Annotated in this window: 15 protein-coding genes and 1 other annotated feature; of the genes, 3 read left to right on the top strand and 12 right to left on the bottom strand. The window is 43.1% G+C overall.

The window, feature by feature from the left end; all coding sequences use genetic code 11:
* Nucleotides 1-318 precede the first annotated feature (318 nt).
* The 5 genes from ERJ70_RS09860 to uvsE form a co-directional block, all read right to left on the bottom strand.
* Complete coding sequence (locus tag ERJ70_RS09860; RefSeq protein WP_209368943.1) at nt 319-1206, bottom strand: gamma-glutamylcyclotransferase family protein; 888 nt, start codon at nt 1204-1206, stop codon at nt 319-321.
* Nucleotides 1207-1333: 127 nt separating this feature from the next.
* The gene (locus ERJ70_RS09855) at nt 1334-2584 is read right to left on the bottom strand and encodes a glutamate-5-semialdehyde dehydrogenase (protein WP_209368941.1); all 1251 of its coding nucleotides are present in this window, start codon (nt 2582-2584) and stop codon (nt 1334-1336) included.
* Nucleotides 2581-3699 carry a glutamate 5-kinase gene (gene proB, locus ERJ70_RS09850; RefSeq protein ID WP_209368940.1) on the bottom strand — a complete coding sequence of 373 codons (1119 nt, stop codon included), beginning with the start codon at nt 3697-3699 and terminating at the stop codon, nt 2581-2583. The genes ERJ70_RS09855 and proB overlap by 4 nt, the downstream gene beginning before the upstream one ends.
* A gap of 251 nt (nt 3700-3950) precedes the next feature.
* Nucleotides 3951-4163: a binding site (T-box leader), on the bottom strand.
* Between the two features lie 37 nt (nt 4164-4200).
* Nucleotides 4201-4368 carry a hypothetical protein gene (locus ERJ70_RS09845; RefSeq protein ID WP_209368938.1) on the bottom strand — a complete coding sequence of 56 codons (168 nt, stop codon included), beginning with the start codon at nt 4366-4368 and terminating at the stop codon, nt 4201-4203.
* 85 nt (nt 4369-4453) lie between these two features.
* On the bottom strand, nt 4454-5419 hold the full coding sequence (gene uvsE, locus ERJ70_RS09840) for a UV DNA damage repair endonuclease UvsE (protein WP_209369281.1): 966 nt from the start codon (nt 5417-5419) through the stop codon (nt 4454-4456).
* A gap of 123 nt (nt 5420-5542) precedes the next feature.
* Here uvsE and ERJ70_RS09835 point away from each other — a divergent pair, with 123 nt between their 5' ends.
* The 3 genes from ERJ70_RS09835 to ERJ70_RS09825 all read left to right on the top strand — a co-directional run bounded on the left by ERJ70_RS09835 (nt 5543) and on the right by ERJ70_RS09825 (nt 7953).
* A complete protein-coding gene (locus ERJ70_RS09835; protein WP_209368936.1) occupies nt 5543-5863 on the top strand; it encodes a DUF948 domain-containing protein in 321 nt (106 codons plus the stop codon).
* A gap of 252 nt (nt 5864-6115) precedes the next feature.
* On the top strand, nt 6116-6733 hold the full coding sequence (locus ERJ70_RS09830) for a YitT family protein (RefSeq protein WP_209368934.1): 618 nt from the start codon (nt 6116-6118) through the stop codon (nt 6731-6733).
* 254 nt (nt 6734-6987) lie between these two features.
* On the top strand, nt 6988-7953 hold the full coding sequence (locus tag ERJ70_RS09825; RefSeq protein ID WP_209368932.1) for a tripartite tricarboxylate transporter substrate binding protein: 966 nt from the start codon (nt 6988-6990) through the stop codon (nt 7951-7953).
* Nucleotides 7954-7965: 12 nt separating this feature from the next.
* Here ERJ70_RS09825 and ERJ70_RS09820 read toward each other — a convergent pair whose 3' ends face one another.
* From ERJ70_RS09820 to ERJ70_RS09790, 7 genes are all read right to left on the bottom strand, one after another.
* Nucleotides 7966-9909, bottom strand: a complete 1944-nt coding sequence (locus ERJ70_RS09820; protein ID WP_209368931.1) for a tripartite tricarboxylate transporter permease — start codon at nt 9907-9909, stop codon at nt 7966-7968.
* A 58-nt stretch (nt 9910-9967) separates the two neighbouring features.
* The gene (locus ERJ70_RS09815) at nt 9968-10249 is read right to left on the bottom strand and encodes a hypothetical protein (protein WP_209368929.1); all 282 of its coding nucleotides are present in this window, start codon (nt 10247-10249) and stop codon (nt 9968-9970) included.
* Between the two features lie 24 nt (nt 10250-10273).
* Nucleotides 10274-11470: an MFS transporter gene (locus ERJ70_RS09810; protein WP_209369279.1), complete on the bottom strand. Its 1197-nt coding sequence runs from the start codon at nt 11468-11470 to the stop codon at nt 10274-10276.
* Between the two features lie 272 nt (nt 11471-11742).
* On the bottom strand, nt 11743-12111 hold the full coding sequence (locus ERJ70_RS09805; protein WP_209368928.1) for a c-type cytochrome: 369 nt from the start codon (nt 12109-12111) through the stop codon (nt 11743-11745).
* A gap of 56 nt (nt 12112-12167) precedes the next feature.
* On the bottom strand, nt 12168-12905 hold the full coding sequence (tatC, locus tag ERJ70_RS09800; RefSeq protein WP_245208165.1) for a twin-arginine translocase subunit TatC: 738 nt from the start codon (nt 12903-12905) through the stop codon (nt 12168-12170).
* Between the two features lie 21 nt (nt 12906-12926).
* Nucleotides 12927-13151, bottom strand: a complete 225-nt coding sequence (tatA, locus tag ERJ70_RS09795; RefSeq protein ID WP_209368927.1) for a twin-arginine translocase TatA/TatE family subunit — start codon at nt 13149-13151, stop codon at nt 12927-12929.
* A 42-nt stretch (nt 13152-13193) separates the two neighbouring features.
* Entirely contained in the window at nt 13194-14930 is a 1737-nt protein-coding gene (locus ERJ70_RS09790) for a GMC family oxidoreductase (protein ID WP_209368926.1), read from the bottom strand.
* Between the last annotated feature and the right edge of the window lie 2 nt (nt 14931-14932).

Below are 14932 nucleotides of genomic sequence, written 5' to 3'. Positions count from 1 at the left end.
TTCCATGCAGTTCAGCTTTCTATCTATAACGGAAATAGGCAAAACGGAAATCACATCCGAAGAGAAGGTATCTCCTTCAACGGAGGCAAGGTACGCAGACTCCAGCGGGATGAGCGCGAGCTGAAGATCCACTTGGCAAAGCGGGATTCTTTACCAAGTTAGCTGAAGCCGTGCCCGCGGAAAGCGAAATACCTTGCCGGAGTGGAAAGTTGCACTTTTCTTAGGGGAGAACGGTTTGGCTTTTTGCTCATCAAAAAAACCGAACGAATGGTTCGGTTTTTATTTTGGTCACGATGATTTTTGTGCCAGGCTCCTTTTTTAGGAGTTAGCAACTTCCAAGTCTTTCTGTATATCGATTTTCAACTGGAATTTACGGAACAAATCCTCTTCAAGCTGTCGATAATATTGGTCACTGACAATGCCGCTGGCGCCCCGCAGTATTTCAGTTGCATAATGGATAGGTGGTGCGATTTCTGTCGATTTATCAATCACGATAAAGGTCAATACATTTTGGAGTACTTTTCCATCCAATTCCACGGAAACAAATGCTGGACGGTAATGGTGGCCTTGAACCCCCTCGCGGACAAACAAATACTCTAACGCTTCTTTTTTCAATTCATATACTTTGCCTTCTACATATCCCTCAGATTCGATAATATCTGCCCTGCCGCCATCTTCTGCAGCTCGTGTGTATGCCAGCGAAAAGTTATTCGCTTTTCCGCAACCGATCACTTTGGTAAAATGTTCCACTACACCGGCAGTGGTAAAACGCTCCGAATCCATACATGACCCATACGCAAAGTAACGGAACGACTCATTATCTAAATAACGATGGCATTTCCAATCTCCGAATTTGACTTCTTCCAACTGTTCAAGAGGGAAAATCCCATTGACATGAATAGTTGCTTCCATCGTTCCTCCATCGCTATAGATGGTCTGAACGACTCTTTCATACCGTTCCGTCTTTCCTTGAAAACCTTCCCATTCATCTAACTTTTCTAGTGTTTCCGAGGATACTTCATACACTTCCCCATATACACGGTGAAGAGAGCTAACACCCATTACAGGATATCCGTTTCCGGTATCGTATAATACACCCTCTGTCCAGCTTTGTCTTGCGATGCAGTTGGCATCTCCCAACAAGTGATGGTTTGGTTCATTTTCCCTCAAGGTGCCATAAACAAAGACTAAATGACTGTTAGACATCAAGACTCTCCCTGAATTTTTATTTATTATCATTTAATAATCATTATTATACAGCTGTTTATTATAGCAAGTTATACCATTTATTTCAACAGAGAACTAGATATTTACGCCAATTTTCTGATAAGCTTCAGCATTTAACTTGCCCGTCTCCTTCAATCAGGTATTTATAAGAAGTCAATGCCGATAGTCCCATCGGTCCCCTGGCATGAAGTTTTTGAGTGCTTATGCCTATCTCGGCGCCAAATCCGAATTCAAAGCCGTCGGTGAATCGTGTCGATGCGTTGTGATAGAGAGCTGCGGCATCGACAGATTGAAAAAAAGCTTCTACATTGGGGATAGATTCACTAATGATGGCTTCGCTGTGTTTGGAGCTAAAATGATTGATATGATCGATGGCTTCCCATATATTTGTTACTATTTTTAAAGCCACCATATTGTCCAGGTATTCCTCTGCCCAGTCTACATCTTCTGCTGGTTCTATTGCAAAAGAACTCCGTTCCAACGCATGCTTATCCCCTTTGATGATCACACTCTTTTGCTGCAGGGAATCAATTAACAGATCCAAATGAGAATTGGCCCAATCTCTATGTACGACAATCGTTTCGATAGCATTACAAACCGATGGCCGTTGGGTTTTCGCATTTATGGCAATGGAAACGGCCATTTCTACATTTGCTGTTGCATCAATATATAAATGGCAGTTCCCTGCCCCTGTTTCAATCACCGGTACAGAAGCCTCTTGGACGACTGTGTCGATTAGTTTCCTTCCGCCGCGGGGGATTAACACATCAAGATACTCGTTAAGTCGAAGCATTTCACGGACAGTTTCACGGCTTTTATCCTCCAGCTGCTGAACAGATTGCAAAGGAAGTTCCGTGTTTTCCAGAGCCGAACGGATTGATTTTACGATGGCTCGATTGGAAAAAGAAGCCGAAGAACTGCCGCGTAACAAAATGGCATTTCCAGTTTTCAAGCATAAACACGCTGCATCTAAAGTAACATTCGGTCTTGCTTCATAAATCATTCCGACTACCCCAATCGGTACAGAAATCCTTTTTATTTTCAATCCATTCGGCCTTACCCATTCTGCCATGGATTGTCCGACGGGATTTGTTAAATCGATCAGGTTTTCAACGGCGTCTGCCATGTACGTAAGCCGTTCCTTCGTCAGCAAAATCCGATCGGCAATGGATTCGGATAAATTTCTGCTGCGGGCAGCTGCCAAATCCTTTTTGTTTGCTTCCAGGATTAATTCCTTGTCTTTCTTTACTTGATCAGCGATTTTTTGCAATGCCTCATTTTTTTGTTTCGTTGTTGAAGTAGACAGCTGTAGAGTTGCCTGTTTGGCAAGAGATGCTTTTTGTAGTAGCTCACTCATTCAAAATCCCCCTTTTCTATTACCATTTTGTCGCGGTGCACGACTTCCCGATGTTTACTTCCTGTTACAGCCATGGCTTGCGTGCTGGACATCCCTACTATTTTGCAAAGGGAGGAGAAAGAGTAATTGACTTGCCCCTTCCCAATAACGAGTCGGTCCTGATTGAGTATTTCAATCACATTGCCTGGAGAGAAATCTCCTGATATATCGATGACTCCTGCAGGAAGCAAGCTTTTACGGCCATGAACGATCGCCTGTTCGGCCCCTTTATCGATCGTTATCTGTCCCGATATATTGGAATGATATGCAATCCATTGTTTAGGCTTTCTCCAGCTGACCAATCCTTCTTTTCCAATATATGTTCCCTCTCCTTCGCCGGTTACAATTTTTTCCAGTACCTCTTCCCCGGTATTTTGTCCGATAAAGACTGGCACTCCGAGATCGAGGGCAGTCTTTGCAGCTAGTAATTTTGAATTGATTCCTCCTGTCCCCCATTTGGATCCAGAAGAATGATCAATTCCCTCTAAAAGAGACTCTGTTATTTTCGATATATAAGAAATTTTTTCAGCATCAGGATGGCAAGACGGGTCTGCTGTATAGATACCGTCCATATCTGTGAACAGCACTAAAAGGTCGGCATTCAACAAACCACTTACTAGCGCAGCGAGCATATCGTTATCACCGAAGGTAAGTTCGTCTACAGCCACTGAATCGTTCTCGTTTATAATCGGAATCACTGAACGTTTCAACAATTCTTCAAGGGTATGAAAGACATTAGAATACTGATTTATATCTGAAAATACGTTACTTGTTAGTAACAACTGCGCTGTTACAATGTCATACCGATCAAAAGCTTCTTCGTAAGCATGAAGTAATTTCCCTTGTCCGACAGCAGCAGCGGCCTGTTTTCCCTTGATGGTTTCCGGCCTTGTTTCATATCCTAGTGAACGGAAACCGGCAGCCACGGCTCCGGAAGAAATCAAAATGACTTGATGTCCGTTTCGAGCTAACCGAGAAATTGCAGCTACATGTTTGATCAGCTTTTTTTTACTCAAACCGCCGTTTGTTTTGGCAAGCGAACTACTTCCTACCTTAACAATGAATCTCTTTTTCAAACCTCTTTTCCTCCTACCTGGGAGCGTTTATCCATACAGTTCGCTATCCTTGTTCCGTTGCAGTTTTGTTTTTGTTGCATGCTTGATAGCTTTCCTCTGTTTGTATGGTCAAGAGACGAACTTCCAATCCATATCAGATCTTGCGGCTTTAAGACATCACGCCTTCGGAAGGTTAGGTGCTTACGCCTTGCCTGGGACTCCCCCTTTATTTGACCAATACAAAACCCACTTCATCCTGCATGGGATTCCATGCAAAGGACGAAGTGGGTATGTTTCCGCGGTACCACCTTTGTTGACATACACGTACGGTATGCCCTCTTTCTTCCGTAACGAGGAAAACGGTCCATTGTCCGACAGCTCAAAAGATAGGTTCGGTTGGCTCGATGTGTAAGAAACTTTCAGCCGGTGGTTTCTTTTCTCTTTCCACGGAAGATCAACCTACTGGTCTTTTTCCTTGCTTTTTTCATATTTGTATCATTATCAGATAAAATATCAGAATTGTCAATCATTCATTTCGCTTTCATCTGTTTCTTGATTCTGCGTTATTATTTCAGCAATGTTGCTGGATTGCCAGCGTTCTGCCGTGTTCTCATCTACTTCATAGGTTTTTCCCGCGCGGAACAACTCTCCATGGAAAGCGGTCTGCACATTCATTTTTACATATACCATATTTCCTCTACTCCTTTGTACGTTTGATTCCTATCTCTTTCTTTAACAGTATAAAAAAAACAGAAGAAGAAGAAAATATATAAGTTCACTTCAGAATAAAAGTGCTCTTATTTATCCAATTTATTTGAGGAAATTCTTTTAAGTCTTTAACGAGCTGGATGAGGGCATTATCCTTTTGTTTAGCTTCAAGCATACAGTCGATTTGTCCAGTCGTTCCACTTACTTTACGTGCAAACTCGACAACCATATTTGCATCCACATAATCGGCGTGGTGGCGAAAATTCTTTTCATTTTTTGGACTGGAAAGATGAATTTTCACCGGCAACTCAGACGTTCTCCATGTCTCCAATATCCTTGGCCAATCGGAAAACCAGTCCGCTTCTATATGATTGGCTAAGTGATGGTGCAGGTCAAATACAGTAGGAACTCCAAGTTTTTCAGAAAGATACAGAACATCTTTAAGGGTAAATGTCTTATCATCATTCTCAAGCATAATCATCTGCTGCAATTCTTCGTTCATCCTGCTCCAGTTATCAATAAACTTTTCAAGTGCTTTTTCTTTATCGCCATACAGGCCTCCGGTATGAAGAACACAACGGTGTTTTACTGGAATCTTCATCGCCGATAACAATCGATGATGGTATCTCAATGTTTTGACCGAAACTTTCAATATTTCTTCCTTAGGGGAATTGAGAACCACAAAATGATCAGGGTGAAAATCAATTCGCATTTTATTTGCAAGGGCATACGCACCGAGTTGCTGAAGGTCTTCTTCTAAAGCCTCGTAATAGCGCCAATCTGACAATTCCTGGTGGGTGGCAAGAGGGATTAACCGAGAGCTTAACCGGAAAAAAGAAATATCAAGCGCTTTATTATGTTTGAGAAGCCGCAGGCAGTTATGGATGTTGCTTCTTGCAATCCGCTCGAGTTTCCGCTTTGCCGCTTCCCGGTCGTGCAGCTGGCTGAAGGTTTTGAATGTCATTGTCTGAGAAGGAGAACTGTTTGTCACCTGTTTACTCATGGCTACGTAACCAAGCCGGAAAATAGTCATCATCGTGCCTCCACTTCGATTGTTTTGTGGTTAGTATGGTTTTCATCCCGCCTGTTTAATCAGGACAAAAAGGATTTACAAGAGGCCTGTCCGGGTAGATAAAACACAAAGGAGTTGATTCAATTGGTAATTGCATTTATCTGCCTGGCTATCGTCCTGATTGCCTTGGTTATAGGCGCTGTAATGGGAAACCGGGCCAGAAAAGGGATTCAATCTGAGTTAAATAGGATGAGTCAAACAATGGCTCCTCTCCAGCAAGAAATGAATGAAATGAAGCAGCAATCGTCCGTTTTGTCGGAAAAACAATCGTCCATTCAACATTACATTCAAAAATCGAAAAGCGATATACAGGAAACCATTCAAACCTTCAAGGAAATACCGGGTATGTATAAGGAAATGTTTTCCACAAACAGTGACCAAACACAAACTCCCTCACGTAATTAAAATCTGTTCGGTACTTTCTACAAGCAAGCGGGCTGCGAGATGCAGGCCGCTTTGTTTTCCTCTTTGATCATGCTTTTGTCCCTGAGTCTAGTTCTGTTTTCACTACTTCTAAACATAAAACAAGCAACAAGAAAATAGAATGAGGTTGACAAGCCTTATAAAAAGAATTGAGGAGCCCGGCAATGAATGTGTGGATTATTTGGATGAAGGAACAAACAAATCTCCTACAAGCTCGGAAGGAAAACAGCAATCATGGCGCATAAAGGTGCGATACTCGGTTTGGTAACACTGGGAGCTATTATCCAAGGCTATGCGATGTCCGTGTTTTTATTTCCTCATTTTATTCCATCGGGAGGAGCTGGCGGGATAGCTGTTTTGTTTAACTATTGGTTCGGATTGCCTATCAGCGTCGCATTATGGATTGTCAATTTCTCTTTGTTGGCCGCGGCAATTCACTGGCTCGGAAATGCAAGCGCGCTCGGAACAATGTATGCCATCACAGTCACCTCGCTGGCAGTCCAATTTTTTGATAATCCCCTATTTTTGCATGCCGGGAACGCATGGCTCGACCTTTTGCTCGGGTCCCTGATCCTCGGTTTCGGGATCGGAATCCTATTAAAACAAGGTGTTTCCAATGGCGGAATGGGCGTCATTGCCCTGATCACCGCAAAATACCGGAACATCCCTCCTGGCAAACCCCTGTTGTTTCTTAATGGCTCTGTATTTTTATTGACCGCATCGATCATCGACTGGCGAATCGTCATCCAAGCGATCATTTGCCAATGGGTATCCACTAAAATGGTGGATCTCCTATTTACTACAAGGTTTTCTTTTCTGCCGGGTTTATTGTCAACCAGAAGGAAAAAGTAACCTTTTTCTTCTGGTTGTCGTTTTAGAGACCACATACAAACATTGCTATCAGTCTTAGCAAGGCTTCTCGCATCCTCTACAACTGAAGTGCGAAAACGTAATGCTTCCTTATAATTGGTGTCCCGGTGTCCGTTGAGTTAATGGCCTTGCCGCGTCAGGAGCCAAAAATAAAAGCCCGAGTTTATCTGATGGGACAATTTTTAAACTTTTTTTGCCGTGCATATGCTTTCTTGAAGAAGAAAGGAGCGTTCGGTATGAAAATCATCTACCGGTTATTCATCTTCTGTATTTGTCTCTTTTTTCTTGCAGGGTGCACAAGTAAAAGCAGTGCTGATAAGTACCCAGACAAGAGCATTCAGATGGTTGTCGCCTATTCACCTGGAGCCGCTACTGACACGCAGGCAAGAATAATAGCCAAGTATGCAAAGAAATACCTGGGGCAGGAAATGGTGATTGTCAACAAACCTGGTGGCGGAGGCCAAGTTGGTTGGAATTATTTTTCCTCGGTTAAGCCTGATGGGTATATCCTCGCTGCATACAATCTCCCTCACATCATCACTCAGCCTATGGTAGGAGATACATCCTATAACCTGGATACCTTCGAACCGATCGTTAACTGGGGCGGCGACCCTACCGTCTTTGCCGTACGCAGTGACAGCCAGATCAACACGCTCGATGATTTAATAAGGGACGCAAAACAGTCACCAGGTACCATGACAATCGGCAATGCGGGAAGATTCGTGGGTCAGCATCTCGCTATTCTGCTACTGGAAAACGCTGCTAAAATTGAGGTAGAGGATGTTCCATTTAAAGGTTCTTCCGAAGCGATCTCTTCTCTGCTTGGTGGGCACACAGACGTGCTCGCAGGAAATCTATCTGATATATACCGACTGGGCAGTGAAGTTAGACCACTTGCGATCGCTTCGGAGAAAAGGCACCCCTTTGCACCTGATATACCCACCTTTAAAGAACTCGGATTTCCGCAAATAATCATGAGTACGGATCGAGGTATTGCGGCAAGAGAAGGTACTCCGGAAGAAATTATCGAAAAATTGGAAAAGGCATTTCTGGAACTATTGGAGGATCAAGACTTTTTAGAAGAAATGGAAAAAGCCGGTGCCGACATGTTGATAATGGACCGGCAAAAGATAAAAAAAGAAATAGAACAGCGATCCAAGGATTATAAAGAACTATTGGAATCTATACATGTTGTCAACTGACTGCTCTGTTACTCAGCCTAGAACAGGAAGAGGAACTTGAAAAATCAACGAAAAGATGAGGTAAAGAATGCCCGTAAAAATCACCGTAACTGCGAGCAAATGCTTATAGGGAAAAGTGTGCCAACCTTTTTTTATCGCATATCCGGGGATAAGCAACATAAGGAAAAGCACCTGAAAATAAAACCCGATCATCTGGACGGACAAAAGGATGAACAGAACAAGCAGCATAAGCGGCAGCATTTTCTTTGGCATGATGTCTGATCCGACAGCCGTTATTTTATTCCTTTTAACTGATTCTAGCAAGGCAAGGAGTGATAGAATGATCAACGTGATCTGCGGCATGACCCGAAGCTCAAATTGTAGACCGTTCAACAAGCCGACCATTAGCAAACAAATAACGGCTGCCGAAATCCAGGGGATTCGATATGGAAACTGACGCACGGTGCCAGCCTTTTCATCGGGTCTTTCCTTTTTTCGGTAGTTGCTTATTCCTTGATAGATGGCTGTGGCAATGGTTCCGGCAATTAGCAGAACAAGTGTGAGATTCAAAGGCCCTGAAAAGAAATAGTGCCAAGCTCCTCCTTCTGCATTGCCTACTTGAATACCGGTAAGTAGACCTTCTTCCGCAATGCTGCCTAGTATAAATCCAAGTGCAATCGGGGCCGCAGAGAATTGGAATTTATGCAGAAAAAACATCACACTACCAATGACTACAGCAGTGTACACATCAAATACACTGTTCTGTGTCGTATAGGAGCCGATAATAGAAAATGACAAAATAACAGGTGCCATTAAAAAAGAGGGAATCAAGGAAAGCTTGGTCATATACTTAATCAATGCCAAACCGAGAAATAATAGCAAAACCTGAGCTGCAACCATACTGAACAAAAAGGTATAAGCAACGTCTGCATGGTCCACAAACAAACTTCTTCCCGGCCAAATCCCATGAATCAGCAGACCCCCGAGAAAAATGGCTGCTGTCGGCGAACCAGGAATACCTAACGTGAGCAAAGGAATCAAGGAACCGCCCACCATGGCATTGTTTGCGCTTTCAGATGCGATGATTCCCCTTTTTTCACCTTTGCCGAATCCACTTTTATTCTTTGAAAATCGTTTCACTTCATTATAAGCCAGAATGCTGGCGATGTTTCCGCCCGCACCTGGAATCATACCGATAAACGATCCCAACCCACTGCCGATCAGAACGGACTTCGGGTGGAGTACCACGTCCTTGAAAGACTGCCGGATAGTTGAACCTTTTATCTGCAAGGCTGATATGGTTCGTTTGTCAGGTAAAGACAGTATCTCTATCAAGCGGAATGCCTGGGGAAATGCAAATAACCCAATTAACACAGCGACAATATGAAACCCCCCAACAAAACTGTCTATCCCAAAAGTGAATCTAGGAACACCGGTTACCGTATGGATACCAACGAACGCAAGACCGATTCCAATACAACCGCCAATTAAATTCTTTGTGACTGTTCCTTCTGATATGGCAGCAATCGCAGTAATTCCGAATACAGCAACCCAAAAGGTTTGAGCAGGACCAAACTGTAACGAAATATCCGCAAAAACCGGGGCAAAGAAGACAAGCAAAATCATTCCGAACAATCCGCCGATCACCGAAGCAATCGTTGTCAATTCAAGAGCTCTTCGTCCTTGTCCTTTTTGTGCCATGGGATATCCATCAAAAGTAGTCGCCACAGAAGCAGGTGCTCCAGGAACATTAAACAGGATTGCGGGAATGGACCCCCCAAAAACACTTCCGCAGTAAATCCCTCCTAATAAAATTAATCCTTCTGTTGGACCCAGTGTAAAAGTGAAGGGAATGGTGAGTGCGACACCCATCGTCGGCGTCAGTCCTGGCAATGCTCCAACAATGATACCGGTCAACAAACCTGCAGCTAAGAACACTAGATGATGCAGTTCGAAGATCTCTCCGATAAAAGCCATGTATCCTATCCTCCCATTTCGAGATAGGATATGATATTCACCCAGTCAGCAGTTTGTGCTAACCGTTCTTTTCTTCATCCAAATCGACTTTTTTTCCACCGATCGTCAAATACGAATATACCTCTAAATTTGGTTTTAATTTGCTGAGCCCTTGTAAGTATGGTTTCACCAAGTCTTTGAAATCTTCTGTCACCCCTTCATGCTCCAACTGACCATAAACATACATTTTATCACTCTCAATTAAAAACGCCAGGTATCCAACAGCTTTTTCGCTGTCATCCACAATATTCAAAACTTGCGCCTCTTCTTTTAAAAATTCTGGTGAAAAATAAAGTTGCAAACCAAATTCCTCCTTTAGTTTAAGTCATTCCGTCGTTAATTGAAGTTTTTTGAATAAGGTATGAGCAGATCCGTCCTCATCCGTTTTTTTCTTTTTCACATGAATAAGCAGCATACACAACAGAGCGACCAGCAAGGTTAATCCAGCTGTCGTTAAAAACATACCGTTCCTCGACCAGTTCATCAGCCAACCGTATACCGGCGGGCCGGCAGCCACGCCGAGAAAACGGACAGAGCCATAAAGGGATGTAACAAACCCTCTTCTTGCCTTACCGACAGATCCTGTGATAAGACTGTTCAAGCATGGAAGGACAAGACCCGTACCGATACTGCTGATTACCAGAACTGCAATAAATGGAATTAGTTTTGTGAAGAATACCAGTGATGCAAAAGACGCCGTCATCAACAATAATCCCAAAACAATCAACAATTTCATGACCCGGTGATTTTTCCCTATTTTACTCCCTGTTGTAAAGGAGGTAGACATCAAGAATAAAAGTGGGATTGCAAGTACACACCCTTTTAGCACGCCATTGATGTTGTAATCACTCTCCAGCACATCAGAGAGATAAAATAGCAGGCCGAACAATGTAAATAACCCGGTTGCTCCTGCCAAATAGGCGGTAAATAGCCAGCGACCCTCATGTTTGAATACGGTGAACAGCCCTTTCAAATAGTTTCCAAGCGTCGGTGGTTTTTGTTTTTTCTTTTTTTCTCGCACAAAAAACAACAGCAGTAAAATGGATATAAGACAAAATACAGGAAAGCCGAAGAACGGACCATACCATACAAGCAATGCTAGTAGGGAACCGACAATGGGTGAAAGTACCTTTCCGAAACCGTTGGATGCCTCTACCAGTCCCAAGACCTTACTTTGTTCGCCACCCTTGAACAAGTCGCCTGTCAAAGCCATAGCGATTGGTGCTGTTCCTGCTGCGCCGATTCCTTGTAATGCTCTGCCAATGAGCACCCACATATAAGCGCTGTCGAACCAGGCACTTGCCATTCCTGCGAGCAGACCACCGAGCCCATATAGCATCAATGCCGGCAAAATGATGCTTTTCCTTGTGAAACGGTCAGACAAATATCCTAAGACCGGAATGGAAATAGCTGCAGCTATCGAAAAAATCGTTATGGTCAAACTTGATTGAAAACTGTTGATATCCAGTTCTGATTCCATCTTTGGCAATATTGGTATGAGCATCGAATTGCCAAGTGTCATAATGAGTGGAATGGAACTTATTGCTAAAATAGCTGGTCCTTTGTGTAATTTAGTTGCCACAGCGCTTGACACTCTCCTTTTATACTTTGCTATCTATTATGGGAGTTGATGCTTGTATTATGAGTAAAAAAAATTACCAGGCATGGCCTGGTATAATTTCAAAGCAGAAAGAGTAAACACTTCCTTATTCATTTGACCTCATAAATAAAAGCTTGCAGGGAAATCATGGATTTCCTTGCAAGCTTTGAACAGACATTGTCTGCAATGTTTCCTTATTGTGCGACTTCCTCTGAAATATATGCTGCCACATCGGCAATTTCAGAATCGGAAAGGTCTCCTTCAAATGAAGGCATGCCGTTTCCGCCGTTTCGCACTTTATCTTCGACTTGGCTTTGTTCCTGTGCTACTTCAGACTCCTGCAAGTTTGGTCCGCTAGCTCCTTCACCTTGTTCACCATGGCAAGATAAGCAGTTATTTTCATACACGGACTGCCCGTTCGACGGATCACCAGACTCGGCTGTTTCTGAGCCGCCGGAATCGGAACCTCCGGAGCTGTCTCCGCCACCGCCACCACAAGCTGCCAGCAGCAATGCTAACGCGAATAGAGAAGCCATTAGTAAGAATTTTTTATTTTTGATCATGTTAGCCTTTTCCTCCTTGTAAATCATTTATAAGTTAAAAAATAACTTAGCAATAATCAAGATGCTTCATTTTCTGCTTCTGTCCTTAACTTTCGCTTATACATTACTTTGGACAACAACACACCCAGCTCATAAAGGGCAATCAAAGGACCTAACACGATTATTTGCGATATAACATCTGGCGGAGTGATTAAAGCAGAAACCACTGCCATCAGCAGGTAACCGTATTTACGTACTTTCCCAAGCTTGTCCGGTGTTACCAGGCCAACTGCAGTCAGAAACATCAATACCAGCGGAACTTCAAATAAAAATCCTAGTGGAATCGAAGTCATCAGCATAAAAGAAAAGTACTCTTTTGCTGTGATCATCATATCAAAATTTTGAGTCCCCAAATTCATCAAAAAACCAAAAACAGTAGGAAAAATGACAAAAAAACCAAAAGCCAAACCGGCCACGAAACTTAGAAAAATACCTGGAATAAAAGATATCGCTGTTTTGCTCTCTTCTTCCGTAAGAGCTGGCTTTACAAATTTCCAAATTTGGTATCCGATAAACGGAGCGGAAAAACCGAGACTAAGACTCCCGGCAATTCCTGTATAAAATCTAACAACATCAAGTGGTCCAAGCATAACAAGCTTTTCCTGATCAGTTAAAATCGGAATAACTTGATTGATGGATAGCAGGATAACAATAAAGCATACAGCGAAAAAAACGACTGAGTTTATGATTGCTTTTCGTAAATCCGTTATATGCTCTACGAGCGTCTGTTCTTCAACCTGCGCTTGTTGCATCATGGTCATTCTCCCCTTAATTCGTTAAGATGGTAAATCTTTTTTTTCTTCCTCAGGGGCATCAACCGTTTTTTTGCTGTTAGATGACTCGTCATTATCACTCATTAGATGACTTGCCGACTTCTTGAATTCGGACAGTGTCTGTCCAAAAGCTGCGCCGATTTCCGGAAGCTTCTTCGGTCCAAAAATTATCAAGGTAACAACCAAAATGATAATCAATCCGGGAATTCCAATGTTAGTGAAACCCATCGTTTATCTCTCCTTTTGATAGCTTTAATAAAGCTTTGCTTCTTATGCTAACTGGCTATCTTTCTTTGCTTGTACAAGCTGACTATCTTCATCTCGGAATTTAAGAATGCCTTCAGCAGCACGGTATGCAAGTGCTCCTACTGTTCCGGTAGGGTTATAGCCGCCATTATGCGCGAAGGCGGAGGCACCTACTACAAAAACATTGTCCGCATCCCACATCTGCAAGTAATTATTGACTGCTGATGTTTCAGGATCGTCGCCCATAATAACTCCGCCGGTATTGTGTGTAGTCTGATAAGGGACAATATTATAATGATCACTGATAGAACGAGGCTCTACGTTGTCCGCCCCCATTTCTTTCAGTATCTCCGCGCATTTTTCGGAAATATATTCATGTAGCTTGCGATCCTGTTCGGTGTAATCGTACGTCAACCGAAGCAGCGGATTTCCGTAAGCGTCTTTATAATCTGGATCAAGGCTCAAGTAATTATCTCGATGTGGCATGGATGCTCCCTGTCCGCCTACAGAAAGGGTACGGTGATAATATTTAATCGACTGAGACTTGAATTCCTGTCCCCAGTTTGGAGTACCACTCGGTACCGTGTTATTGTTAATCGGCCGTTTACCGGTCTGTGTTATTGAAACAGATGCACCGTGAATGAAATCCACATCCGAGTGGTCAAAATTGTCACCGTTATAATCGTCGACACTAGCACCTAGTGCTCCTGCGCCCATATAGGTATTAAACTTCTCTTCTTCAAAGAAACCGGTTGCCCCTGGAAGAATCTGATAGCAATAGTTCTTTCCGATTACGCCATTTCCTGTTTCCGGATCGTATGGTTGTCCAAGCTCCGACTGTAACAAAAGACGTGTATTGTTCATCACATAGCTGGTTAAAACAACGATGTCAGCAGGCTGTTCAAATTCTTCGCCTGTTTGTACATCGACATATCGTACCCCTGTGGCCCGATTGCCATCATGCAGGATTTCCGTAACATTTGCACCCGTTCTTAATTCAAAGTTGCCGGTGGCTTGCGCTGTAGGGATAACCGTTACGTTAGGGGAAGCTTTTGCACCATACTCGCAACCGAACCGTTCACAGAATCCGCAATACTGACACTTATACATTTTCTGTCCGTCCGGATTCTCATAGTTTTCTGTCATATTGGCAGAAGGCATTTGGAAAGGATGCAAATCCAGATTTTTCGCTGCTTCTTTAAATCTCTTTGTGATCGGCGTATCAACCATCGGCGGATTTGGATAAGGATTGCTTCTTGGAGCCCCCATCGGATTATCTTCTCCGCCAATACCTGCAGTTTGTTCAAATTGATAGAAATAAGGTTCTAATTCTTCATAGGTAATGCCCCAGTCTTGCAAAGTATAATCGTCACCTAATTTGTTGCCATATTTTTCATCAGTCATCGACTTAATTTGCAAATCATACGGCAAAAAGCGCCAGGTTTGGCCATTCCAGTGAACACCGGCCCCTCCCAAACCTTCTCCTAACAGAAAGGAACCTAACTGTCGCATCGGCAAGGCACGTTCGTCCCTGTTATTTCGGAATGTAAGTGTTTCTTTGGATAGGTCCTGCATTAAATCATAACGAATTGCATACCTGTATTCATCATGGACCATTTGGAAGTCTTCCGTCGACCGCTCTTTCCCCCGCTCAAGTCCGACTACTTTCACGCCTTCTTTAGCCAGTTCTGCGGCGATAATTCCGCCTGTCCAGCCTACTCCGACTGTTACTACTTCGACTTTATCCAATTGTGTTGCCATTT

Origin of the sequence: Sediminibacillus dalangtanensis (genome assembly GCF_017792025.1) — a bacterium.
GTDB lineage: Bacteria > Bacillota > Bacilli > Bacillales > Amphibacillaceae > Sediminibacillus > Sediminibacillus dalangtanensis.
Note: the sequence above shows the minus strand (reverse complement) of the source record. Positions and strands in the feature narration are given on the sequence as shown.

What these genes read in the sequence shown, in the direction of transcription:
- ERJ70_RS09790 (WP_209368926.1), bottom strand. Translation starts at nt 14,930, where the DNA reads ATGGCAACACAATTGGATAAAGTCGAAGTAGTAACAGTCGGAGTAGGC.
- uvsE (WP_209369281.1), bottom strand. Translation starts at nt 5,419, where the DNA reads ATGACTATTTTCCGGCTTGGTTACGTAGCCATGAGTAAACAGGTGACA.
- ERJ70_RS09855 (WP_209368941.1), bottom strand. Translation starts at nt 2,584, where the DNA reads ATGAGTGAGCTACTACAAAAAGCATCTCTTGCCAAACAGGCAACTCTA.
- tatC (WP_245208165.1), bottom strand. Translation starts at nt 12,905, where the DNA reads ATGATGCAACAAGCGCAGGTTGAAGAACAGACGCTCGTAGAGCATATA.
- ERJ70_RS09825 (WP_209368932.1), top strand. Translation starts at nt 6,988, where the DNA reads ATGAAAATCATCTACCGGTTATTCATCTTCTGTATTTGTCTCTTTTTT.
- ERJ70_RS09830 (WP_209368934.1), top strand. Translation starts at nt 6,116, where the DNA reads ATGGCGCATAAAGGTGCGATACTCGGTTTGGTAACACTGGGAGCTATT.
- ERJ70_RS09860 (WP_209368943.1), bottom strand. Translation starts at nt 1,206, where the DNA reads ATGTCTAACAGTCATTTAGTCTTTGTTTATGGCACCTTGAGGGAAAAT.
- ERJ70_RS09805 (WP_209368928.1), bottom strand. Translation starts at nt 12,111, where the DNA reads ATGATCAAAAATAAAAAATTCTTACTAATGGCTTCTCTATTCGCGTTA.
- ERJ70_RS09820 (WP_209368931.1), bottom strand. Translation starts at nt 9,909, where the DNA reads ATGGCTTTTATCGGAGAGATCTTCGAACTGCATCATCTAGTGTTCTTA.
- tatA (WP_209368927.1), bottom strand. Translation starts at nt 13,151, where the DNA reads ATGGGTTTCACTAACATTGGAATTCCCGGATTGATTATCATTTTGGTT.
- ERJ70_RS09845 (WP_209368938.1), bottom strand. Translation starts at nt 4,368, where the DNA reads ATGGTATATGTAAAAATGAATGTGCAGACCGCTTTCCATGGAGAGTTG.
- ERJ70_RS09810 (WP_209369279.1), bottom strand. Translation starts at nt 11,470, where the DNA reads ATGACACTTGGCAATTCGATGCTCATACCAATATTGCCAAAGATGGAA.